13 protein-coding genes are annotated in these 26,274 nt (G+C 40.8%); 11 read left to right on the top strand and 2 right to left on the bottom strand.

Translation table 11 applies throughout. The features are described from left to right. Positions 1-57 precede the first annotated feature (57 nt). The 4 genes from bgaA (at position 58) to PCY17_RS01535 (ending at position 18,468) form a co-directional block, all read left to right on the top strand. Positions 58-7,296, top strand: a complete 7,239-nt coding sequence (gene bgaA, locus PCY17_RS01550; RefSeq protein ID WP_301391062.1) for an LPXTG-anchored adhesin/beta-galactosidase BgaA — start codon at positions 58-60, stop codon at positions 7,294-7,296. Positions 7,297-7,745: 449 nt separating this feature from the next. Beyond that, entirely contained in the window at positions 7,746-13,565 is a 5,820-nt protein-coding gene (locus tag PCY17_RS01545; RefSeq protein WP_301391061.1) for a SpaA isopeptide-forming pilin-related protein, read from the top strand. Positions 13,566-14,157: 592 nt separating this feature from the next. After that, the gene (locus PCY17_RS01540) at positions 14,158-17,520 is read left to right on the top strand and encodes a Cna B-type domain-containing protein (protein WP_301391060.1); all 3,363 of its coding nucleotides are present in this window, start codon (positions 14,158-14,160) and stop codon (positions 17,518-17,520) included. A gap of 207 nt (positions 17,521-17,727) precedes the next feature. Further along, positions 17,728-18,468: a class I SAM-dependent methyltransferase gene (locus tag PCY17_RS01535; protein ID WP_125413738.1), complete on the top strand. Its 741-nt coding sequence runs from the start codon at positions 17,728-17,730 to the stop codon at positions 18,466-18,468. An 80-nt stretch (positions 18,469-18,548) separates the two neighbouring features. On the opposite strand, the gene PCY17_RS01530 is transcribed toward PCY17_RS01535, so the two are convergent. Beyond that, positions 18,549-18,908 carry a DUF3397 domain-containing protein gene (locus tag PCY17_RS01530; RefSeq protein ID WP_000525394.1) on the bottom strand — a complete coding sequence of 120 codons (360 nt, stop codon included), beginning with the start codon at positions 18,906-18,908 and terminating at the stop codon, positions 18,549-18,551. 91 nt (positions 18,909-18,999) lie between these two features. On the opposite strand from PCY17_RS01530, the gene PCY17_RS01525 reads away from it, so the two are divergent. From PCY17_RS01525 to PCY17_RS01505, 5 genes are read left to right on the top strand one after another with little or no spacing between them, the layout of a single operon-like run. Next, entirely contained in the window at positions 19,000-19,956 is a 957-nt protein-coding gene (locus tag PCY17_RS01525) for a TIGR01212 family radical SAM protein (protein WP_216728267.1), read from the top strand. Continuing rightward, positions 19,940-20,497: a class I SAM-dependent methyltransferase gene (locus PCY17_RS01520; RefSeq protein WP_045617423.1), complete on the top strand. Its 558-nt coding sequence runs from the start codon at positions 19,940-19,942 to the stop codon at positions 20,495-20,497. Before PCY17_RS01525 ends, PCY17_RS01520 begins: the two co-directional genes overlap by 17 nt. Beyond that, positions 20,490-20,744, top strand: a complete 255-nt coding sequence (locus tag PCY17_RS01515) for a hypothetical protein (RefSeq protein WP_007520326.1) — start codon at positions 20,490-20,492, stop codon at positions 20,742-20,744. The genes PCY17_RS01520 and PCY17_RS01515 overlap by 8 nt, the downstream gene beginning before the upstream one ends. A gap of 11 nt (positions 20,745-20,755) precedes the next feature. Beyond that, entirely contained in the window at positions 20,756-22,810 is a 2,055-nt protein-coding gene (locus PCY17_RS01510) for a sodium:proton antiporter (protein ID WP_045617422.1), read from the top strand. A 29-nt stretch (positions 22,811-22,839) separates the two neighbouring features. Continuing rightward, positions 22,840-23,700, top strand: a complete 861-nt coding sequence (locus PCY17_RS01505) for a YihY/virulence factor BrkB family protein (protein WP_045617421.1) — start codon at positions 22,840-22,842, stop codon at positions 23,698-23,700. Between the two features lie 39 nt (positions 23,701-23,739). Here the strand turns inward: PCY17_RS01505 and queA are convergent, their stop codons facing one another. Next, a complete protein-coding gene (gene queA / locus PCY17_RS01500) occupies positions 23,740-24,768 on the bottom strand; it encodes a tRNA preQ1(34) S-adenosylmethionine ribosyltransferase-isomerase QueA (RefSeq protein WP_045617979.1) in 1,029 nt (342 codons plus the stop codon). Positions 24,769-24,918: 150 nt separating this feature from the next. Here queA and PCY17_RS01495 point away from each other — a divergent pair, with 150 nt between their 5' ends. After that, positions 24,919-25,626, top strand: coding sequence for a glucosamine-6-phosphate deaminase (locus PCY17_RS01495; RefSeq protein WP_301391057.1), 708 nt, complete (start codon positions 24,919-24,921; stop codon positions 25,624-25,626). A 74-nt stretch (positions 25,627-25,700) separates the two neighbouring features. Beyond that, positions 25,701-26,216: a hypothetical protein gene (locus PCY17_RS01490; RefSeq protein WP_001030875.1), complete on the top strand. Its 516-nt coding sequence runs from the start codon at positions 25,701-25,703 to the stop codon at positions 26,214-26,216. Positions 26,217-26,274 lie beyond the last annotated feature (58 nt).

Below are 26,274 nucleotides of genomic sequence, written 5' to 3'. Positions count from 1 at the left end.
CTATGAAAAAGTAATACGCTTACAAATAAATGGAAGCGGTTACTAAAGGAGGATTTTATGGAAAAAGGCCATTGGAATCGTAAAAGAGTCTACAGCATTCGTAAGTTTGCCGTAGGCGCTTGCTCTGTCATGATTGGAACCTGTGCGGTTCTATTTGGAGGAAGTGTCATTGGAGAATCACCAGTTTTCGCGGATGAAACTCCAATTACTCACACTGTTGAACAAGCAAAAGAGGAAAGTCCGGCAGTGGAGGAAAAAGAAAATCAAGCTGTAGCAGAGCACAAGGATGCTGCAAGTGTCGACCAAAGTCAAGCTGCTCCAATTGAAGCAAGCAAACCAGAGGTGAAAGAAGAGGAACCTGTAGCTCCAAAAGAGGAGAAAGCATCTCTAAAACCTGAAGAAACAGCTCCAAAGGTAGAATCTCAAGCTTCAAGTCAAGAAAAGCCTGTCAAGGAAGAGTTGAAAGCTGCGACAAATGAAGAAGTGAATCAAATGATTGAAGATAGAAAAGTGAATTTTAATCAAAATTGGCACTTTAAACTCAATGCGAATCCTAAAGAAGCTGTGAAATCAGATGCCGATGTATCAACATGGCAAAAATTGGATCTCCCACACGACTGGAGTATCTTTAACGATTTTGACCATCAGTCACCTGCCCAAAACGAGGGTGGACAGCTCAATGGTGGTGAAGCTTGGTATCGCAAGACCTTTAAACTTGATGAAAAAGATCTCAAGAAAAATGTTCGTGTGACCTTTGATGGTGTCTACATGGACTCTCAAGTCTATGTCAATGGCCAGTTAGTGGGGCATTATCCAAATGGTTATAACCAGTTCTCATACGATATCACAAAATATCTTCACAAAGATGGTCGTGAGAATGTGATTGCTGTCCATGCGGTTAACAAACAGCCAAGTAGCCGTTGGTACTCAGGTAGTGGTATCTACCGTGATGTGACCTTGCAAGTGACAGATAAGGTTCATGTTGAGAAAAATGGAACAACTATCTTAACACCAAAACTTGAACAACAGCAACATGGCAAGGTTGAAACTCATGTAGCCAGCAAGATTGTCAATACAGACGATAAAGACCATGAACTGGTGGCAGAGTATCAAATCGTTGAACGTGGTGGTCAGGCTGTAACAGGCTTGGTTCGTACAGCGAGCCGTACCTTGAAAGCACATGAGTCAACAAGTCTTGATGCGATTCTAGAAGTTGAACAACCAAAACTCTGGACAGTTTTAAATGACAAACCAGCCTTGTACGAATTGATTACGCGTGTTTACCGTGATGGTCAATTGGTGGATGCTAAGAAGGATCTGTTTGGTTACCGTTACTATCATTGGACTCCAAATGAAGGTTTCTCTTTGAATGGTGAACGCATTAAATTCCATGGTGTTTCCTTGCACCATGACCACGGAGCGCTTGGAGCAGAAGAAAACTATAAGGCAGAATACCGTCGTCTCAAACAAATGAAGGAGATGGGCGTTAACGCCATCCGTACAACTCATAACCCTGCAAGTCCACAGACTTTGCAAATCGCAGCAGAACTTGGTTTGCTGGTTCAGGAAGAGGCCTTTGATACTTGGTATGGTGGTAAGAAACCTTATGACTACGGACGTTTCTTTGAAAAAGACGCTACTCACCCAGAAGCTAGAAAAGGTGAAAAATGGTCTGACTATGATCTTCGTACCATGGTCGAAAGAGATAAAAACAACCCAGCTGTCTTCATGTGGTCTATAGGGAATGAAATCGGTGAAGCAGATGGAAAGGCTCACTCTCTTGCAACGGTTAAACGCTTAGTAAAAGTGATTAAAGATGTTGATACTACACGTTATGTTACCATGGGAGCAGATAAGTTCCGCTTTGGTGATGGTAGCGGTGATCATGAGAAAATTGCTAATGAACTGGATGCAGTTGGTTTCAACTATTCAGAAGACAACTACAAGAAACTTCGTGCGAAACATCCAAACTGGTTGATTTATGGTTCTGAAACATCTTCAGCTACCCGTACACGTGGAAGTTACTATCGCCCTGAACAGGAATTGAAACATAGTAACGGACCTGAGCGCCATTACGAACAGTCTGACTATGGTAATGACCGAGTTGGCTGGGGTAAAACGGCAACAGATTCATGGACCTTTGACCGTGACAACGCTGGCTATGCTGGACAGTTTATCTGGACAGGTACGGACTATATCGGTGAACCTACACCATGGCACAACCAAAACCAAACTCCCGTTAAGAGCTCTTACTTTGGTATCGTAGATACAGCAGGTATTCCAAAACATGACTTTTATCTCTACCAAAGCCAATGGGTTTCTGCCAAGAAGAAACCGATGGTACACCTTCTTCCTCACTGGAACTGGGAAAATAGAGAATTGGCATCGAAAGTTGAAGATTCAGACGGAAAAATCCCAGTTCGAGCTTACTCAAACGCTGCAAGTGTAGAATTGTTCTTAAATGGTCAATCTCTTGGAGTTAAGAAGTTCAACAAGAAACAAACCAGTGATGGCCGCACTTACCAAGAAGGTGCCAATGCTAAGGAACTCTATCTTGAATGGAAGGTTGCGTACCAACCAGGTACTTTAGAAGCTGTAGCTCGCGATGAAGCTGGAAAAGAAATTGCACGTGACAAGATCACGACGGCAGGTCAACCAGCAGGTGTTCGTCTCATCAAGGAAGAACACGCAATCGCAGCAGATGGAAAAGACTTGACCTACATCTACTACGAAATCGTAGATAGTGAAGGAAATGTGGTACCAACTGCCAATAATTTGGTTCGTTTCCAATTGCATGGACAAGGTCAACTGGTTGGTGTTGATAATGGGGAACAAGCCAGCCGTGAACGCTACAAGGCACAACCTGATGGTTCTTGGATCCGCAGAGCCTTTAACGGTAAAGGGGTTGCCATTGTTAAATCAACTGAGCAAGCAGGTAAATTCACTCTAACAGCCCATTCAGATCTCTTGAAATCTGGTCAAGTAACGGTCTTTACTGGTAAAAAAGAAGACCAAGAAAAGACCGTTCTCGGAACAGAAGTACCAAAAGTACGTACTGTTATTGAGAAAGAGCCAAAAATGCCGAAGACAGTCGGTTTTATCTACAGTGATGGCAGTCGTGAAAAACGTCCAGTAACTTGGTCTTCAGTTGATGTGAGCCAAGCAGGAGTTGTGACTGTTAAAGGTATGGCAGACGGACGCGAAGTTGAGGCCCGTGTCGAAATTCTAGCAATCGCAAATGAGCTTCCAACTGTTAAGCGTGTTGCTCCAGGAACAGACTTGAGCGCTGTTGATAAATACGTTTCTATTGCTGTTACGGATGGAAGCGTACAAGAATACGAAGTTGATAAGTGGGAGATTTCGGAAGCAGATAAAGCTAAACTGTCAGTTGCAGGATCACGTATTCAAATGACTGGCCAACTAGGAGGAGAAACCATTCATGCTACTCTTGTGGTAGAAGAAGGCAATCCTGTGGCACCTGCAGTACCAACTGTAACGGTTGGTGGCGAATCTGTCACTGGTCTTACTACTCAAAATCCAATGCAATATCGAACTCTTGCTTACGGTGCATCCTTGCCAGAAGTTGTAGCAAGTGCTGAAAATGCGGATGTTACTGTAGTCCAAGCAAGTGCAGCAAACGGCATGCGTGCAAGCATCTATGTTCAACCAAAAGATGGTGGACCTCTTCAAACCTATGCAATTCAATTCCTTGAAGAAGCACCGAAAATTGACCACTTGAGCCTACAAGTGGAGCAAGCTGACGGTCTTAAAGAAGACCAAACAGTGAAATTGTCTGTACTCGCTCACTATCAAGACGGAACACAAGCAGTTTTACCAGCTGATAAAGTAAACTTCTCTACAAGTGGTGAAGGGGAAGTCGCAGTTCGTAAAGGAATGCTTGAGTTACATAGGCCAGGAACAGTCACTCTCAAAGCAGAATATGAGGGGGCTAGAGGTCAAATCGATCTCACGATCCAAGCCAACACAGAGAAGAAGATTGCGCAATCTATTCGTCCAGTGAACGTAGTAACAGACTTGCATCAAGAACCAAGCCTTCCAGCAACAGTAACAGTTGAGTATGACAAAGGTTTCCCTAAAGCCCACAAAGTCACATGGCAAGCCATTCCAAAAGAAAAACTCGACTCCTATCAAACCTTTGAAGTTCTAGGTAAAGTTGAAGGTATTGACCTTGAGGCGCGTGCAAAAGTCTCTGTAGAAGGCATCGTTTCAGTTGAAGAAGTCAGTGTGACGACACCAATCGCAGAAGCACCACAATTACCAGAAAGTGTTCGTACCTACGATTCAAATGGTCACGTTTCATCAGCTAAGGTTACATGGGATACGATTCGTCCAGAGCAATACGCCAAGGAAGGTGTCTTTACAGTTAATGGTCGCCTAGAAGGTACGCAATTAACAACTAAACTTCATGTTCGCGTATCTGCTCAAACTGAGAAGGGGGCAAATATTTCTGACCAATGGACCGGATCAGAATTGCCACTTGCCTTTGCTTCAGACTCAAATCCAACTGATCCTGTTTCAAATGTCAACGATAAATTGATTTCCTTTAATGACCGCCCAGCTAACCGTTGGACAAACTGGAACCGTAGTAATCCAGAAGCTTCAGTTGGTGTCCTATTCGGAGATTCAGGTATTTTGAGCAAACGTTCAGTTGATAATCTAAGTGTCGGATTCCACGAAGACCACGGAGTTGGTGTACCGAAGTCTTATGTGATTGAATATTATGTCGGTAAGACCGTTCCAACAGCCCCTAAAAACCCTAGCTTTGTAGGTGAGGAAAACCATGCCTTTAACGATCCTGCAAACTGGAAAGAGGTAAGCAATCTCAAAGCACCAGCTCAATTAAAAGCTGGAGAAATGAATCATTTCAGCTTTGATAAAGTTGAAACCTATGCGGTTCGCATTCGTATGGTTCGACTTGATAGCAAGAAAGGAACGTCTATCACAGAAGTACAAATTTTTGCGAAACAAGTTGCGGCAGCTAAACAAGGACAAACGAGAATCCAAGTTGACGGTAAAGACTTAGCAAACTTCAACCCTGATTTGACAGACTACTACCTTGAGTCTGTAGATGGAAAAGTTCCTGCAGTAACAGCAAGTGTTAGCAACAATGGTCTCGCTACCGTAGTTCCAAGTGTTCGTGAAGGTGAGCCAGTCCGTGTCATCGCGAAAGCTGAAAATGGTGACATCCTAGGAGAATACCGTCTACACTTTACAAGCAATAAAGATTTGCTCTCTCGTAAACCAGTTGTCGCGGTCAAACAAGCACGTTTGGTACAAGTAGGTCAACCACTTGAATTGCCAACGAAGGTTCCGGTTTACTTCACAGGTAAAGACGGCTACGAAACAAAAGACTTGGCAGTTGAATGGGAAGAAGTTCCAGCAGAAAATCTGACAAAAGCAGGTCAATTTACTGTTCGAGGCCGTGTCCTTGGTAGCGACCTCGTTGCGGAATTCTCTGTACGAGTGACAGACAAACTTGGTGAGGCCCTCTCAGACAACCCTGACTATGATGAAAATAGTAACCAAGCCTTTGCCTCAGCAACTAATGATATTGACGACAGTTCTCATGACCGTGTTGACTATATCAATGATAGAGATCATTCTGAAAATCGTCGTTGGACAAACTGGTCTCCAACACCATCTTCTAATCCAGAAGTATCAGCGGGTGTGATCTTCCGTGAAAATGGTAAGATTGTAGAACGGACTGTTGCTCAAGCTAAACTTCACTTCTTTGCAGATAGTGGTACGGATTCACCATCTAAACTCGTTTTAGAACGCTATGTCGGTCCAGAGTTTGAAGTGCCAACCTACTATTCAAACTACCAAGCCTACGACGCAGACCATCCATTCAACAATCCAGAAAATTGGGAAGCTGTTCCTTATCGTGCGGATAAAGACATTGAAGCCGGTGATGAAATTAACGTTACCTTTAAAGCTGTGAAAGCCAAAGCCATGAGATGGCGTATGGAGCGCAAAGCGGATAAGAAGGGTGTTGCGATAATTGAGATGACCTTCCTTGCTCCAAGCGAATTGCCTCAAGAAAGCACTCAATCGAAGATTCTTGTAGATGGAAAAGAACTTCCTGATTTCGCTGAAAACCGTCAAGACTATCAAGTAACTTATAGCGGACAACGTCCAAAAGTTTCAGTTGAGGAAACAGACCAAGTTGCTTCAACAGTTGTAGATAGCGGAGACGATAGCCTTCCAGTACTTGTTCGTCTTGTTTCAGAAAGTGGAAAACAAGTCAAGGAATACCGTATCCAGTTGACCAAGGAAAAACCAATTTCTGAGAAGACAGTTGCTGGTGAACAAGAAGAACTTCCAAAACTCGAATTTGTTGAAAACGATTTGGCCTACAAGACAGTTGAGAAAAAGGATTCAACGCTGTATCTAGGAGAAACTCGTGTAGAACAAGAAGGAACAGTTGGTAAAGAACGTATCTTTACAGTGATTAATCCTGATGGAAGTAAGGAAGAAAAACTTCGCGAAGTGGTAGAGGCTCCGACAGACCGCATCGTCTTGGTCGGAACAAAACCAGGAACCTCTCTTCCAGAAGACGAAGTGAAGAACCTTGTCCTCGAAAGGCCCGAACTTGTAGTTGAAGAAGAAACCATCGACTTCAAGGTTCAGGAGCGTAAGTCTGATAAGTTGTATCTAGGAGAAACTCGTGTCCTCCAAGAAGGAAAACAAGGTGTCCGTCTTCACTTGATTGAAGTGGAAAATGGAAAACGTCAGCTTAAAGAAACTTACGATAAAGTCGTTGCTCAAGATCGTATTGTAGAAGTTGGTACTAAACCAGGAACTTCTCTTCCAGAAGATGAAGTGAAGAACCTCGTTCTTAATCTTCCAGAGCTTATCTCAGAAGAAGAAATCATTGATTTCAAAGTTCAGGAACAAAAGAATGACAAACTTCCAGCAGGTCAAACTCGCATCCTTCAAGAAGGAAGACAAGGTATCCGTGTTCACTTAATCGAAGTTGAAAATGGCAAGCGAACTGAAAAAGAAAGCTATGATAAAGTTATGGCTCAGAATCGCATCGTCGAAGTTGGTACAGCTGGTGAAACGACCAAACCAGTACCTCAAGAAGCAACAAAACCACAAGTATCAGAAAAAGCAGATACAAAAGAAATTGCTTCAAGTAAAGCTAATCAAGCTCAAAAAGAGCAGTTGCCAAATACAGGAAGTGCAGCAAGCCAAGCAGCAGTAGCAGCAGGTTTAGCTCTTCTCGGTTTGGGGGCAGGATTAGTCGCCACTAAAGGCAAAAAAGAAGATTAGAGGCACTAGCTAGAATATGAATCTAGCGGTGACTAAGAAAGACCAGGTTTTCCTGGTCTTTTTTATGACAGAAAAATCATTTAGTAATGTTGGCATAAACAATGCCATTCTAAAAGACGTATTTAAATAAGTGAAAATGCATTTTTAAAATAAAATGTGCAAAAAAATACTGTTTATCGTATTTGTTTTTAACTGGTATATACTGGCTTGTCAACGAGTAAATTTAAAGGAAAAGGATCATTTCTTAATAGAGAGAAAAAAATAAATTATTCTGTAAAAATTTGTTTGATAGTCCTAGCCTTTTTTTCGATAGTATGATAAAATGTGGTTGTAATGTAGTTAATACGGTTCATTTTTAAAAAGGTGAACGGTGATTAGTTGGGGACAATCAATTAGCTTACAATTACATTGTACATTTACAATTGAATATTATGAGAAAGGAAGATCACATGAACAAAAAAATAAGATCTTGGATTCAGATCGTTATTCTTTGTTTGGGAGTTATTCTCCAATCATTTGCTCCTCTGACGCAAGTACGTGCGGCAGAGTATAATGATGTTATCACTAGTGTAGGTGTTGAGAACAAATCTGGTGAAGCATTAACGCAAGGATTGGATATTTGGCAAGAATTCCGTCTTACTGCAGATTTTGTTTTGCCAGATAATACGGTGCATGAAGGTGATACAACAACACTTCAATTGCCATCAGAGATTGCATTTTCAAACTCTTCAGACATTGAATTACGAGATGCTTCTAACAATCTTGTAGCTACTGGTCGTTTAGATGCAGCTAGCAAAACAATTACTCTCACTTATACAAAATTTGTTGAGAATAATTCTGGCGTTAGGGGGAAATTCTTTGTCTATGTCCGAGTTGACCATGACGTTGTTTCAGAAGAAAAAGACGTTGATGTCAACATTACTGTAGGACATAGAGTTCTATTTGCAGGGAAAATCCGTTATAACGGCCCTCCAGGGAAATACGACTCTAAAATTGAAAAGAGTTCCTTCCAATTCAAGGATGACGAGAAAAATGTAATCCGTTATAACATTACTGTAAACCGCAATATGGCGAACTACAGTGATGTCACTATCAAAGATGCTTTCTCTTCTCCAAATATGACATTCCTACCAGATACTTTTCGAATTTACAAAGTAGATTGGAGTTGGAATAACGGAGACTGGAAATGGACTAATGCTCGGGATATGACCGAAACCTTTAAAAACCAACTAGTGGTAAATGCGAATGGTGATGGTTTCACCCTTCCTTTAGGAGATACTAATGGTTTTGGTTATATGATCGAGTATCGAGCTAAAGCGAATTATGATCTAGTCGATGGTGAGGAAATCACGAACGTAGCCAACATGAGCTACAATGGTAGTGAGAATGAACAATCAACAAGCACACGTACCTACCAGATTGCAGGTGGTGTTGCGGAAGGATATGTTTTCACCATTAAAATTCATAAGGTAGACGAAGCAGGCCAACCATTGCAAGGCGCAGTTTTTGAAGTAATTCGTGATCGTAACCAAGCTGTTGTTGGACGATTGACAACAGGTCCTGATGGTAACGCTAGTGTAGGCAAATTGTTGCGAGACAACTATACAATTCGTGAAGTAACGGCTCCTCTTGGCTATGACAAATTAACTGAAGATATTAAAATTTCTCCAGATGAGTTTGGTTCAGACAAATCAGTAGAACGTCGAATTGAAAATAAGAAGACACCTCCGAAGACTCCAATTGAAAAAGAGATTACTTTCAAAAAGGTGGATCCAAATGGAAAAGAAATTCCAGGAGCGGAACTGAAAATCTATAGTGGAGATACAGTCAATCTTGAAGAGGCACCTGTTGCAGACTGGACTACTGTAGCTGACACTTCTAAAGTGATTAAGCTGGCACCAGGGACCTACACTCTAAGAGAGTTCAATGCTCCAGAGGGATATCAAATTGTAGGAGATATTACTTATACTGTTAATGCTGACGGTTCTATCACTATTAAGAATAAGGGAGCTGATGACACTGTTCTTGCAGCTGGTCCAGTTCTGACTATTACCGATAAAGAGGATACTAGTCCAAAACCAATTACCTTCAGTAAGGTAAACCTTGGAGGAAATGAAATCCCAGGTGCACAGATTAAGATCTACAAGGGCGACAAGGCAGAAGGTACAGCCGTAGAAAGCTGGACTTCAACTGACCAACCTAAGCAACTGAATCTTGAACCAGGCATCTACACCTTCCATGAGGAAGCCGCTCCAACTGGTTACCTCAAAGTAACGGATATCACTTTCCAAGTTAAACCTAACGGTACTGTTGAAGTGACAAAAGTAGGTGAAAAAGATTCTAAAGGCGAAGACAATCGTGTTGTAGCCCAAGATTCAACTCTGACAGTTACTGATAAAGATGACGATGTAGCTCGTAAAATCACGTTCAGTAAAATTAGCCTTGGTGGGGTTGAAATCGCAGGTGCCCAAATCAAGATCTACAAGGGCGATAAGGCAGAAGGTACAGCTGTAGAAAGCTGGACATCCGAAGCTGGTAAATCTAAAGAATTGAGCTTAGCACCAGGTACATACACTTTCCATGAGGAAGCAGCCCCAACTGGTTACCTCAAAGTGACGGATATCACTTTTAAAGTTAACTATGACGGAACAGTTAAAGTTACCAATGTTGGTACCAAGGATGCTAAAGGTGAGGACAATACAGTTGTAACTGACGGTTCAACTATTAAAGTCACCGATAAAGACGATGACCTTCCACGTAAGATTACCTTCAGTAAGGTTAGCCTTGGTGGTACAGAAATCGCAGGTGCTCAAATCAAGATCTACAAGGGCGACAAGGCAGAAGGTACAGCCGTAGAAAGCTGGACTTCCGAAGCTGGTAAGTCTAAAGATCTCAACTTGGCTCCAGGCACTTACACCTTCCATGAGGAAGCCGCTCCAACCGGTTACCTCAAAGTAACGGACATCACTTTCCAAGTCAAAACTGACGGCACAGTGGCAGTGACCAACGTTGGTGAAAAAGACTCTAAGGGTGAAGAGAACAAGGTCGTAACCAACGGCTCAACTGTTACAGTAACGGATAAAGACGATGATAGTCCAAAAGCCATTACTTTCAGTAAAGTTAACCTTGGTGGTACAGAAATCGCAGGTGCTCAAATCAAGATCTACAAGGGCGACAAAGCAGAAGGTACAGCCGTAGAAAGCTGGACATCTGAAGCTGGTAAGTCTAAAGATCTCAACTTGGCTCCAGGCACTTACACCTTCCATGAGGAAGCAGCCCCAACTGGTTACCTCAAAGTAACGGACATCACTTTCCAAGTCAAACATGACGGCACAGTGGAAGTGACCAATGTTGGTGAAAAAGACTCTAAGGGTGAAGAAAACAAAGTTGCCACAAACGGTTCAACTGTAACTGTAACTGATAAAGATGATGACCTTCCACGTAAGATCACCTTCAGCAAGGTTAGCCTTGGTGGAACAGAAATCGCAGGCGCTCAAATCAAGATCTACAAGGGCGACAAGGCAGAAGGCACAGCTGTAGAAAGCTGGACATCTGAAGCTGGCAAGTCTAAAGACTTGAACTTGGCTCCAGGTACTTACACCTTCCATGAGAAAGCAGCTCCAACTGGTTACCTCAAAGTAACGGACATCACTTTCCAAGTCAAACATGACGGCACAGTGGAAGTGACAAATGTTGGTGAGAAAGACTCTAAAGGTGAAGAAAACAAAGTCGTAACCAACGGCTCAACAGTAACTGTAACCGATAAAGACGATGACCTTCCACGTAAGATTACCTTCAGCAAGGTTAGCCTTGGTGGAACAGAAATCGCAGGCGCTCAAATCAAGATCTACAAGGGCGACAAGGCAGAAGGCACAGCCGTAGAAAGCTGGACTTCAGAAGCTGGTAAGTCTAAAGATCTCAACTTGGCTCCAGGAACTTACACCTTCCATGAGGAAGCAGCCCCAACTGGATACTTAGCAGTAACAGATATTACATTCCAAGTCAAACATGACGGCACAGTGGAAGTGACAAATGTTGGTGAAAAAGACTCTAAAGGTGAAGAAAACAAAGTTGCCACAAACGGTTCAACTGTAACTGTAACTGATAAAGATGATGACCTTCCACGTAAGATTACCTTCAGCAAGGTTAGCCTTGGTGGAACAGAAATCGCAGGTGCAGAGATTAAGATCTACAAAGGCGACAAGGCAGAAGGTACAGCCGTAGAAAGCTGGACTTCAGAAGCTGGTAAGTCTAAAGAGCTCAACTTGGCTCCAGGTACTTACACCTTCCATGAGGAAGCAGCTCCAACTGGTTACCTCAAAGTAACGGACATCACTTTCCAAGTCAAAACTGACGGCACAGTGGCAGTGACCAACGTTGGTGAAAAAGACTCTAAGGGTGAAGAGAACAAGGTCGTAACCAACGGCTCAACTGTTACAGTAACGGATAAAGACGATGATAGTCCAAAAGCCATTACTTTCAGTAAAGTTAACCTTGGTGGTACAGAAATCGCAGGTGCTCAAATCAAGATCTACAAGGGCGACAAAGCAGAAGGTACAGCCGTAGAAAGCTGGACATCTGAAGCTGGTAAGTCTAAAGATCTCAACTTGGCTCCAGGCACTTACACCTTCCATGAGGAAGCAGCCCCAACTGGTTACCTCAAAGTAACGGACATCACTTTCCAAGTCAAACATGACGGCACAGTGGAAGTGACCAATGTTGGTGAAAAAGACTCTAAGGGTGAAGAAAACAAAGTTGCCACAAACGGTTCAACTGTAACTGTAACCGATAAAGACGATGACCTCCCACGTAAGATTACCTTCAGTAAGGTTAGCCTTGGTGGTACGGAAATCGCAGGCGCTCAAATCAAGATCTATAAGGGCGATAAGGCAGAAGGTACAGCTGTAGAAAGCTGGACTTCAGAAGCTGGTAAGTCTAAAGATCTCAACTTGGCTCCAGGAACTTACACCTTCCATGAGGAAGCAGCCCCAACAGGTTACCTCAAAGTAACGGACATCACTTTCCAAGTCAAACACGACGGCACAGTGGAAGTGACAAATGTTGGAGAAAAAGACTCTAAGGGTGAAGAAAACAAAGTTGCCACAAACGGTTCAACTGTAACTGTAACCGACAAAGACGACGACCTACCACGTAAGATTACCTTCAGCAAGGTTAGCCTTGGTGGAACAGAAATCGCAGGCGCTCAAATCAAGATCTACAAGGGCGATAAGGCAGAAGGCACAGCCGTAGAAAGCTGGACTTCAGAAGCTGGTAAGTCTAAAGATCTCAACTTGGCCCCAGGTACTTACACCTTCCATGAGGAAGCAGCCCCAACAGGTTACCTCAAAGTAACGGACATCACTTTCCAAGTCAAACATGACGGCACAGTGGAAGTGACAAATGTTGGTGAAAAAGACTCTAAGGGTGAAGAAAACAAAGTTGCCACAAACGGTTCAACTGTAACTGTAACCGATAAAGACGATGACCTCCCACGTAAGATTACCTTCAGTAAGGTTAGCCTTGGTGGTACGGAAATCGCAGGCGCTCAAATCAAGATCTATAAGGGCGATAAGGCAGAAGGTACAGCTGTAGAAAGCTGGACTTCAGAAGCTGGTAAGTCTAAAGATCTCAACTTGGCACCAGGTACTTACACCTTCCATGAGGAAGCAGCCCCAACAGGTTACCTCAAAGTAACGGACATCACTTTCCAAGTCAAACACGACGGCACAGTGGAAGTGACAAATGTTGGAGAAAAAGACTCTAAGGGTGAAGAAAACAAAGTCGTTACCAACGGCTCAACTGTAACTGTAACCGACAAAGACGACGACCTACCACGTAAGATTACCTTCAGCAAGGTAAATCTAGCAGGTGAAGAAATCGCGGGCGCAAAAATCCAAATTTTCCGTGGAGAAAAAGTTGCAGGTAGTCCTGTGGCTGAATGGACTTCAAAGGCCAATCAATCACATGTACTTGATTTGACTCCAGGAGTATATACTTTCCATGAAGAAGCCGCTCCAACTGGATACTTAGCAGTAACAGATATTACATTCCAAGTTAACTACGACGGAACTGTAACAGTGGTAAATGCTAGTGGAAATCAGGTTGAGTTTAAGGATGGTAAGTTAGTAGTAACGGACCAAACTGAACCAGAAAATCCTAACCTACCAAACACTGGAAGTGAATCTGGACAAGCTGCATTAGCAGCAGGTTTAGCTCTTCTAGCTTTAGGTGCAGGTCTTGTAGCAACTAAACGAAGAAAAGAAGACTAATCTCATTTAGTAGCCAATAAGTACAGTAAAGAAAGATCAGGGATAACCCCCTGGTCTTTTTTCTATGATTCTGAATAATAAAATATGCTAAATTAAACTATTTACCAGTATGGTGTATGACTATTGCTAAATCTCTTCTGATTTTTACTTATATAAAATAGTTTGGATAATTATTAAGGTGTATCAAACTTATAAATAAATGGAATGTTTTTGCAATGTTTCTTTCTGTTTGTTTAAAAGAGAAGTTGTTCATAAGTGTACACTATACTTAAAGAAACTTCGGTCTGATGAAAGAATTAGTTTTTATGGCAGTAATTTTACACTGTGTCAATATTTTCAAAAGGCAATAACCTCATAATATTACAAAAAAAGTTAATTTTGTTTTATAATGAAACTAAAGGAGGTTTCTATATTAAAAATAGAACAAATATGATAAATATTGCACTCACATATAGTTATGAAACATGTTAATATGATGTAATTGATTCAATAACCCTCATGGATTTCAACGAATTCGAAAGGAGATGAGTGTTGAGATTTTATAATCATAGTTTGTCGTTTTAATGTTTTCGGTAATTTAGAAAGGAAGATTATGAAGAACAAGAAATTTTGGTTACCCATCCTAACTTCTCTGGCTTGTTTGCTAGGGATAATCTTTGCTCCAAATTCAGTTCAAGCAAAGGAACTGAAGAACGTTATCAGTAATATTGGAATTTGGGAGGTTGATAATGGTAAGTTTATAAAACCGGATGCGAATGGTGTTTATACACTTTCTCCTGAGCATCATAACTACTCAAATTATAAATTCACTGTTGATTACGATTTGAGCGCCTATGATGGTAAATTAGAGGACGGTGATACCTTTACCTTTACTGTTCCGAGCCCTTTAACTGTTAGAAATGAAACTTTTGATTTAAAAGATAAGGAAACAGATCTCGTTATCGGAGAAACTCAAATTGTATCAAACGGGGATAATAATGGTGGTAAGGCGACTATTACATTAAAAAATCTGAAAACCTATCTTGAGAAAAAAGGTGGCTATCAAGTCCAAAACGTTAAAGGAAATTTCTTTGTTGGTTTTAGTTCTAAAAATGAATTAAGCAATGAAACGCTCCGTTTTGATAAGACGGAAACCATAAATGAAATCACCCATCAAATCAAGGTTAAAAAAGGTGATACGGCTGATTATTCTGAAGGAATCGGTCGAGCTAATTTCAATAAATATCATGGTTTGATTTACAAAGAGGATTGGACATCCAAGGCTCTAAATAAGAGTGGAAAATACTTACACAGCTGGTATGTTCGTGTTAATCCGAAACAAGCAGCCTATAATAAAATTGAAATTCATGACTGGGTAGATCCAAATGCTTCACCAATGCAGATGATCCCTGAAACATTTAGCGTCACGGCAGGTTGGTATGATCAATATTATTACTTTAAAGATGAAGTGGTTTTAGAAGCTGGTAAGGATTACCAAGTAAAATGGAATGATTCTTACACAGAATTTACTTTAACAATTAACAATGCATCTTCAATTCTTGCGAAGAACGGTAAACCAGCAGCATTTCGAATTAATTATAAAACAAGTGCTCCAGCTGATGGCACGCAAGTCCAAAACAATGCTGAAATGAAGGGTGATGACCAGATTCTAACATATGACGACTATAGTAATAAGACTGTCGTTAAGCAAATCGGAAACTCAGTCGTTGCTTCTGGTGGTACAATTCAGTTAGAAACTGGTTACCGTATCATTCTTTACAAGGTCGACGAGCTGACTCATGACCGTCTAAAAGGAGCAAAATTCAAGATTACTCCTCCGGCAGGAGCTACGGCTAAAGAGGAAATTGTAACGACAAATGATAACGGAATTGCTGAATCATCTATTTACTCAGAAAGTGATATCAAGAAAGGGAACTTTACGGTAACCGAAATTGAGGCTCCTGAGGGATATGAGTTGAATCCTACTCCATTTGAGATGACTGTTGGACAAGATGGAGCTATCAAAACAGTTACAAATAAACGTAGCAAAGCTAAAGTTAAGATTAAAGCTAATAAAAAACTTACAGGACGTGAGTTGAAGGCTGAAGAGTTTGAATTCACTTTAACAGACCAAGATGGTAAGGTGAAAGAAACTGTGAAGAATGACAAAGACGGAAACATTGCTTTCTCAGAATTGGAATTCGACAAAGCAGGGACTTATACCTTTAAAATTGCTGAAAAAGCTGGCAGTGATACAAGCATCAAGTACGACACTAAAACTGTTACGGCTACAGTTACTGTAGCGGACAAGGGTAAAGGTGCACTTGAAGCAACTGTTTCTTACGATGATGAAAAAGCTTTCGAGAATACTTACACTCCAGCAAAAACGGAAGTTCCTGTGAAGAAAGTATGGAAGGACGAGAACAACCAAGACGGTAAACGTCCAACTTCTGTCACAGTTAAATTGCTTGCAGATGGTCAAGATACTGGTAAAACACTTGAATTGACTGAAGCAAATGGTTGGGCTGGAAGCTTCAAAGACCTTGATGCTGATAAAGGCGGAACACCTATTAAGTACACAGTAGTAGAAGTAACTGTTGCTGGTTATACTTCTGAAATTACTGGTGATGCTGCATCAGGATTCACCATCACAAATAGCTATTCACCAGAAACAGTTGATGTAAAAGCAACTAAGAACTGGGATGACGCTAATAACCAAGACGGCAAACGTCCGACTAAGATTACAATCAATCTTTTAGCAGACGGTGAGAAAGTTGCATCGAAAGAGGTTCAAGCAGCTGCAGACGGAACATGGACTGCTACATTCGAAAAATTAGCAAAATATAAAGCTGGTAAAGAAATCAAATACACTGTAACAGAAGAAGCCGTAGCAGAATACGAAGCGACTATTACAGACTTTACCATCACAAACAAATATGCTCCTAAAGAAATTGACTACAAGGTAACAAAAGTATGGAACGATGCGAACAACCAAGACGGTAAACGTCCTGAGTCCGTAACGGTTCAACTTTATAAAAAAGTAGGAAATGCAGATCCAGTAGCTGTTGAAGGTAAGAAATTGACCTTAACAGCTAAGGAAAAGACTGATGATAACACTTGGGTAGCATCCTTCACCAATCTTCCACAATACGAAGCTGGAAAAGAAATCACCTATTCTATCAAGGAAGTGGATGTACCAGCTGGTTACGAAGCCTCTGTGACTGGTCAAGTAGTGACAAACACCTATAACCCAGAAACAGTTGTTCTTTCAGGAACTAAGGTGTGGAAAGATAACAACAACCAAGACGGTAAACGTACAAGATCTGTGAAAGTTCAAATTCTTAACGGCGAAAAAGTTGTTCAAGAAATTGAAGTTTCAGAAAAAACTGGCTGGAAGTTCGAATCTAAAAAACTTCCTAAGTATGAGAATGGTAAAGAAATCAAGTATACTGTCAAAGAAACTGCTATGACAGAATACAAAGCAACCATCACTACAGATAAGGATGGCAAGTATACCATTACCAACGAACATACTCCAGAAAAAACAGCTGTAAAAGGTCATAAGATCTGGAAAGATGAAGATAACAAAGATGGCATCCGTCCAGCATCTATCACCGTAAAACTTCTTGCAGATGGTAAGGAAACTGGTCAGACAGCTACAGTGTCAGAAACAAGTGGCTGGACTTATGAGTTTACAGGTCTTGATCGTTATCAAGAAGGTAAGGAGATTGCCTACACTGTTGAAGAAGTGAATGTTCCAGATGGTTATACAGCTTCAGTAGAAGGTTACAACATTACAAATACACACACTCCAGAAAAACCAACACCTGGCAAACCAAATGAACCAGGTAAGCCTAAAAAGGGTGGGGAATTACCTAATACAGGAAGCGAGTCTAACCAAGCGACTCTAGTAGCTGGAATCGCCCTTCTTGGATTGGGAACAGGATTCTTGGCAAGACGCAAAAAAGAAGATTAAGTTTTTTAAACGGTATCTTTCACGAAATTTTGCAAGGCAGTTTAAAAGTGGAAACAAGTGTCAATGGAAATTGGCACTTGTTTTTTTTGTAACTAACCCTGGTTCTACTACCGGATACAAGTGGATAGTTGCCACTTACTGAAAAGCTATTGTTTTTGCGATGAATTCCTCTATAATAGGTGACAAATAGAAAAGGAGATGTTGCATATGATTGAAACAAGATTACAAGATAAATTGAAGGCAGGTTTAGAGGTGGAAAATTTTCAAAAAGAAGGGGCTATCTATCTGTCTCTTAATCCTGATTATCTATCTGGAGATAATGCTAAATACATGACCATGTATAACCGTATGGCTCGCTGGTACGATATGAGTGAGAAATGGATAGGACCACTTCTCCACGGCAAAGCAATTGATAAGTTGAGAAGGGATCTGATGGAGGAAATAGAATGGAAAGATAATTTATCTGTTCTTTATGTCTCTATCGGGACTGGCCAAGACCTACGTTATATTCCTGATACAGTTGACCTGAAAAGTTTAGACTTTGTAGGGGTGGATATTTCTATCAGTATGCTAAAAAAATGCCAGAAATCTTGCGCTAAAAAGACCAATCTGCAACTTTTCCATGCTTGCGCGGAGGATCTACCCTTTGCGGATAATAGTTTTGACATTGTCTACCATATTGGCGGAATCAATTTTTTCAATGATAAGGCCAAGGCTATGCAGGAAATGCTACGAGTGGCGAAGCCAGGAACAAAAATTTTAATCGCAGATGAGACGGCTGACTATGTGGATCAGCAATATAAGAAAAATCATTTTAGTAAGGATTATTTCAAAGATGCTACTGTTGATTTGAGTGAAATTGAGAATGCTGTTCCAAGCGAAGTTAAGGAAAAGGAAATGAAACTTCTTTGGGATGGAAAATTCTACGCCTTAACATTTAGGAAATAAAAAAAGTATCTTGGTCGAGCTTAGAAAGTAAGTATGAAGATAAAAATATTCCCTTAGACAGCTGTCTGAGGGAATGTTTTTTATGGGAGCATCATCAATTCGACAATCATTGCTATGTAGATGATTAAGGTAAGGAGAAAACCAGCTCTCCAGAAAAACTTGATGAATTTAGGGTAATAAAAACTTCGTTTTTTGACAAGGAAAAAGACTACAAGGAGGATTGCTAGGAGAGAAAGTGCGACTCCAAGTCGCGGTAGAAAGTTGTGGGTAAAAGCTTTAGCAGTAATCAGATAGTACTCGAATACCAAAAGTGGAAAAGCGAGATCCGCGAAATTAAATCCTATTTTCCTAAGTCCGAAAAGCTTGGTGACAATAAAGCAAACCACCAAGGTTAATATCAATAATAAAATAGATGCTATTTTCATTAAAATCATACCCATATTGTATCATAAAAAAACGCTAAAGGAAATGAGAAACAAGGGAATTTGTTGGAAAGTCAGGCTTTTGAGATTGTAGGTGTTTTTTGTTATAATGAAAGTTATGAAATCTTATAATACCTTGAATGATTATTATCGAAAACTTTTTGGAGAAAAGACTTTCAAAGTTCCTATTGATGCGGGATTTGACTGTCCAAATCGGGATGGAACTGTAGCCCATGGTGGTTGTACTTTTTGTACGGTTTCAGGTTCTGGAGATGCCATCGTGGCACCGGATGCCCCTATCCGTGAGCAATTTTATAAGGAAATTGACTTTATGCACCGCAAGTGGCCAGAAGTTAAAAAGTATCTGGTTTATTTTCAAAACTTTACCAACACCCATGAAAAGGTGGAAGTGATTCGGGAGCGTTATGAACAAGCAATCAACGAACCAGGTGTAGTAGGTATCAATATCGGAACACGGCCAGACTGTCTGCCAGACGAAACCATCGAATATTTGGCTGAGTTATCGGAACGTATGCACGTGACAGTTGAATTGGGCTTGCAGACTACTTTTGAAGCAACCTCTGACCTGATTAACCGTGCCCATTCTTATGAATTGTATGTTGAAACAGTAAAACGCTTGAGGAAATATCCCAAGATTGAGATTGTTTCCCATTTGATTAACGGTTTGCCCGGTGAGACTCATGAGATGATGATTGAAAATGTCCGTCGCTGTGTCACGGACAATGATATTCAAGGAATTAAACTGCACTTGCTCCATCTCATGACCAATACGCGTATGCAGCGAGATTACCACGAAGGACGTTTGCAACTGATGAGTCAGGACGAATATGTCAAGGTCATTTGTGACCAATTGGAAATCATTCCCAAGCATATCGTCATCCACCGAATCACGGGAGATGCGCCTAGAGATATGTTGATTGGTCCCATGTGGAGCCTCAATAAATGGGAAGTGCTAAATGCTATTGAAACTGAAATGAGACGACGGGGCAGTGTTCAAGGATGCAAGGCTGTAAAACAGGAGTTTAAAAATGAAAAGACCACTTGAGATGGCACATGAATTTTTGGCTGAAGTCGTGACAAAAGAAGATATTGTTGTGGATGCGACCATGGGTAATGGTCACGACACGCTTTTTTTAGCCAAACTAGCAAAGCAAGTCTATGCCTTTGATATACAGAAACAAGCTTTGGATAAAACCCAAGACCGTTTAAATGAGGCAGGTTTAGAGAATGTCCAGTTGATTTTGCAAGGGCATGAGACGCTCGATCAGTTTGTGACAGAAGCTAAGGCAGGAATTTTTAATCTGGGTTACCTGCCATCTGCTGATAAGTCTGTTATTACCCGACCTCAGACTACCATTGAGGCACTTGAAAAGCTTTGTCATTTGCTTGTCAAGGGTGGACGGATTGCCATTATGATTTATTATGGTCATGAGGGAGGAGATATTGAAAAGGATGCTGTTTTGGACTTTGTGAGTCAGTTGAACCAACAAGAGTACACAGTTGTGATTTATCGAATCCTCAACCAAGTTAACAACCCCCCGTTTGTAGTTATGATTGAAAAATTAGAAAGATACAGGCATGGATAAACAATACCTACGTGAGAAATTAGAGGCTATGCGCCAAAATTTTGTTGAGTCAACGCAACATGAGCGAGCAGTTGGAGTGCTCGACAAAGAGCATATGAGTAAGAAAATGCTCAAAATCAAGAAAAAGTTAGTGGCTCTTGAAATGGAACGGTGCCAGAAAAAAATTGAGCACAAAGACTGTTCCAAGATTGATCAAAAAATCCAAGAACAGAAGGAGATATTTGAATCTTGCTGTAAAAAAGACTAAGGAGGAATTGCGTGGAATTACTCATTTACCTGATTCTATTTTTATTTGTCTTAATTGTTTCCAGTACGACTAATAAACTCTTGCCTTTTTTGCCTCTTCCCCTAGTACAAATCCTTTTGGGAATTGTGATTGGTCTCTTTTTGCCAAATACCGACTTTCATCTCAATACCGAGTTATTTTTAGCACTGGTTATCGGGCCCTTGCTTTTCAGAGAATCTGAAGAAGCAGATGTTACGGCTATTTTAAAACACTGGCGCATCATTGTTTACTTAATCTTTCCAGTGATTTTCATCTCGACCCTGAGTTTGGGTGGCTTGGCCCATCTTCTTTGGCTCAGCCTTCCCTTGGCGGCTTGCTTGGCTGTTGGGGCAGCCCTTGGTCCGACTGATTTGGTAGCCTTTGCTTCTCTTTCTGAGCGTTTTAGTTTCCCAAAGCGGGTATCCAATATTCTCAAAGGAGAAGGACTTTTAAATGATGCTTCTGGTTTGGTAGCCTTTCGAGTAGCTCTGGCTGCCTGGACAACAGGTGCTTTTTCTCTTAGCCAGGCTGGGACTTCTTTAGCCCTGTCTATCATAGGTGGTTTTGCGGTCGGCTTTGTGACGGCAATGATCAATCGTTTCCTGCATACATTTTTACTGAGTATGCGAGCGACGGATATAGCGAGTGAACTTTTGCTTGAACTGAGTTTGCCTCTTATGACCTTCTTTATCGCCGAAGAAATCCATGTTTCAGGGATTATCGCAGTTGTAGTTGCAGGGATTTTGAAGGCCAGTCGTTTCAAGAAAATCACACTCCTCGAAGCCCAAGTTGATACCGTTACTGATACTGTTTGGCATACCGTGACCTTTATGCTCAATGGATCTGTCTTTGTCATCTTGGGGATGGAATTGGAAATGATAGCAGAACCTATCCTGACTAATCCCCTTTATAACCCCCTACTCTTACTAGTATCTGTTGTTTTACTGTCATTCTTGCTTTTTGCCATCCGCTTTGTCATGATTGCTGGTTTTTACTTTGTGAGGACGCGTCGACTTAAGAAAAAAATTCATAAGTACATGAAAGATATGCTTCTTTTGACCTTCTCTGGTGTCAAAGGGACAGTATCTATCGCGACCATTCTCCTCATACCAAGTCATTTGGAGCAGGAATATCCTTTATTGCTCTTCCTTGTAGCAGGCGTTACACTGCTGAGCTTTTTAACGGGTTTACTAGTCCTCCCTCATTTATCTGAAGAACAAGAGGAAAGCAAGGATCATTTGATGCATATTGCGATTCTGAATGATGTAGCTGCAGAATTAGAAAAAGAGCTGGACCATCACAAGAACAAACTTCCTCTTTATGCAGCTATTGATAATTATCATGGTCGGATTGAAAATCTCATCCTTAGTCAGGAAAATAAAAGAGTCCAAGAGGACTGGGAGTCTCTCAAGCTTCTTATCTTGAGTATTGAGAGTGACGGTTTGGAGCAAGCCTACGAAGAAAATAGAATCAGCGAGCGTGGCTATCGAGTTTACCAACGTTACCTAAAAAACATGGAGCAGAGTATCAATCGGAATTTCGCTTCTAGAGTGACTTATTACTTCCTAGTTTCTTTACGGATACTGCGCTTTCTACTCCATGAAATGTTTACCTTTGGCAAAACTTTCCGTAGTTGGATGAATGAAGAATCTCGTAAACTACTAGCAGTTGACTATGATCAGATTTCAGAGTTGTATTTGGAAAATACAGAGCTGATTATCGAGAGTTTGGAAAACCTAAAAGGGGTTTACAAGAGTTCTCTGATTAGTTTTATGCAAGAGTCTCGTCTACGCGAGACGGCCATTATCGGAAGTGGTGCCTTTGTTGAGCGGGTTATCAATCGCATCAAGCCAAACAATATCGATGAAATGCTACGAGGTTACTATCTCGAACGTAAGGCAATCTTTGAATACGAAGAAGCTAAACTGATAACAGCCAAGTATGCCAAAAAACTACGACAAAATGTGAATAATTTAGAAAATTATTCTCTGAAAGAGGCTGCAAATACCTTACCTTATGATATGCTAGATTTAATCAGAAGAACTTAGATGATGAAGAAAATGACGGAGGATGGGATATGAAAAAGTGGTGGAAGGAGCTATTGGATAAGCCCTTATTGAAAGCTTTTTTGCATTATTATCAAGCATCTGATAGTGAGTTGACCAGTGTTGCGGTTGCCTACTATTGGTTGGTTTCAATCTTTCCTTTGCTAATGATAATGGTCAATATTTTGCCTTATTTTCAGATTCCGGTCTCAAATTTCTTACTGACAATCAAGGAATTTTTGCCTGATACAGTGTATGATGTGGTCGCTAAGATTGTCCGAGAAGTTCTGACTCAACCATCGACTGGTTTGCTGAGTTTTGCTGTTTTGTCAGCCCTATGGACCTTTTCAAAATCAATGGATTTCCTTCAAAAAGCCTTTAATAAAGCCTATGGGGTGACCAAAAGTCGAGGAATTATCTCCCATCAGTTGATGAGTTTGCTTGTTAGCCTCGGCTTGCAGATTCTTTTTGCCCTAGCCTTGTTTTTGAGTATGTTTGGTCGTATGTTGCTCAACCTCCTCAAAACTTACTGGCAATCAGACAGTCCGCTATTTTCTTACCTGCAAGATTTTACAGGTCCTCTGGTCTATGCCTTGATCTTTGCCATTCTAGTCATGATTTACTATTTCCTTCCAAAAGTAAAAACGCCACGAATCCGCTATGTTTTACCAGGAAGTATCTTTGTTTTGCTAACTCTTATCGGTTTATTGAATATCTTTTCTGTTTATTTTAATAACTATGTTAATCACCTAGTTGACGTTCGATTTTTCAGTTCCATTATCGTGGTAGTCATGATGTTCTGGTTTATTCTTATTGCTAAGATTTTGATTATCGGAGCAGTTATCAATGCCAGTGTTCAGAGTTTGAAAGATCCAAAGTTTAGTATGGAATGATTAGAAAAATCCCTATTAGGTTTCCTAATAGGGATTTTCTTAATAGATAAACATGGCATCACCGAAACTGAAGAAACGGTAGCGTTCTTGAATAGCGTGCTGGTATGCATCTAGGACTAATTCACGGCCTGCAAAGGCAGAAACCAACATGACGAGAGTTGATTTTGGCAGATGGAAGTTGGTTGAAAAGGCGTCCACAACCTTCCATTCGTAACCAGGTTTGATAAAGATATTGGTCCAGCCAGAATCAGCCTGGATTTGCCCGTCAAACTTGGAACCAATAGTCTCTAACGTGCGGATAGAGGTGGTTCCGACAGCGATGACGCGTCCACCATTTTCCTTAACAGAGCGAAGAGTGGCTGCTGCTTCCTCAGAAAGTTGGTAGAATTCGGAGTGCATTTCGTGTTCGTCCAGATTGTCCACAGAAACAGGTCTAAAAGTTCCTAAACCAACGTGGAGAGTCAAATAAACCAAATGGACACCCTTGGCTTGGATTTCTGCTAGCAGTTCTTTGGTGAAGTGGAGGCCAGCAGTCGGTGCTGCAGCAGAGCCACTTTCCTTAGCGTAGACGGTTTGATAACGTTCACGGTCATCCAGTTTTTCATGGATGTAGGGTGGTAGTGGCATTTCACCTAGACTTTCCAAGACTTCTAGGAAGATTCCTTGGTATTCGAAGCGGACAATGCGGCCTCCGTGGGTCAATTCTTCCGTAACGACAGCGCTGAGGCGACCATCGCCAAAGTTGACACGAGTGCCAACCTTGAGGCGTTTGGCAGGTTTAGCCAGAACTTCCCACTCATCACCATTAGTATTTTTGAGTAGGAGAAGTTCCACATGGCCTCCCGTCTTTTCTTTTTGGCCATAGAGGCGGGCAGGAAGAACGCGGGTATCATTCATAACGAGTGCATCTCCAGGTTCCAGCATATCAATAATGGAGTGGAAGTGTTTATCCTGCATTTCTCCCGTTTCCCGGTTTACGATGAGAAGCTTGGAGGCATCTCGTTTTTCAAGTGGCGTTTGGGCAATCAATTCCTCAGGCAAGTGGAAATCAAAATCAGCTGTATTCATTTTTTTCATCATTCTTTCTAAGTTCTAATCTTATCCATTATAACACGTTTCAAGTTTGGGCGCTCTTTTTTTAGAAATTAAATCGTTTTCACTTGACAAAAATTGGTCTATACCATATAATAAATATAGATTAAAACGGAGGATGAAAAGATGAAAGTTATAAAAGTTGAAAATCAAGTCGAAGGTGGAAAAGTAGCTTTTGAGATTTTGAAGGAAAAATTGGCCAATGGCGCTCAAACATTAGGACTTGCGACAGGGAGCAGTCCACTTGAGTTTTACAAGGAAATCGTTGAGAGTGACCTTGATTTTTCAAATCTAACCAGTGTAAACCTTGATGAGTATGTGGGACTTGACGGAGACAATCCTCAGTCTTACCGTCATTTTATGCAAGAACATTTATTCAACCAAAAACCATTTAAAGAAAGCTTCTTGCCTCGTGGGATTAAGGACAATGCTGAAGAAGAAGTTGAACGCTACAATCAAATTTTGGCTGACCATCCTGTTGATTTACAAATCTTGGGAATTGGTCGCAATGGACATATCGGCTTTAATGAGCCTGGTACTCCATTTGACAGTCAAACGCATCTAGTAGAACTTGACCAGTCTACTATCGAAGCCAATGCTCGCTTCTTTGAGAAGATTGAAGACGTCCCAACCCAAGCCATCTCAATGGGGATTAAAAACATCTTGGATGCTAAGTCAATTATTCTCTTTGCATACGGTGAGTCGAAAGCAGAAGCTATTGCTGGAACAGTATCAGGCCCAGTGACTGAGAATCTCCCAGCAAGTAGCCTACAAAACCACCCTGACGTGACGATTATCGCAGATGCAGAAGCACTAAGCTTACTTGAAAAATAAATTCAGAATCACTTGCTCATTGGAGTGAGTGTTTTTAGACATATAAAACTGCAACATGACGTTAGGAGGATAACATGAATAAAGAAGAATTTCTAAAAGTAAAAGAAGCATATAAGAGCGCTAGAACGGAAGAGAGAAAAAAAATAATAAAATTCATTACAAAGAAGAAAGATAAGGAAGGGAATTCTCTTTTTACTAAGTCAAAAGATAAACCATATAACACAAGAAATCAATATTCAGGAGGTATGGGGAATAAAAAGTACACCTCGGGTAGTAGATTATCTAGACCATATGATTTATCAAATCATATGTGGATTGATTTGTCTTATAAAGGAAATGATATATTAATCTCTTTACAGTCTTTTGATATTGATCCAAATAAAAATAAAAATAAAACTAATAATCTTCATGTCTTATATGATCGGATAGGTATTATGTTTGAAAAAGACGGCAACATTTTGTTGCCAGATAATAAATCTGAGGTCAGTGATGCCTTTCTTAAAATGGAAACAACAAACTGGGAACTACCTTTATCTGAAGCAGAGATGGAGGAGATGGTGGACTATATTATTAGTCATTATGAAAAATAAAAAACTTAGTTTTCTCTTGACATTTATTCATTTTGCGTGTAAAATAGAATAGATCTTG

Source organism: Streptococcus sp. SO2 (assembly GCF_030440025.1).
The sequence above is the reverse complement of the archived record's forward strand: the minus strand, read 5'-3'. Positions and strand labels throughout refer to the sequence as shown.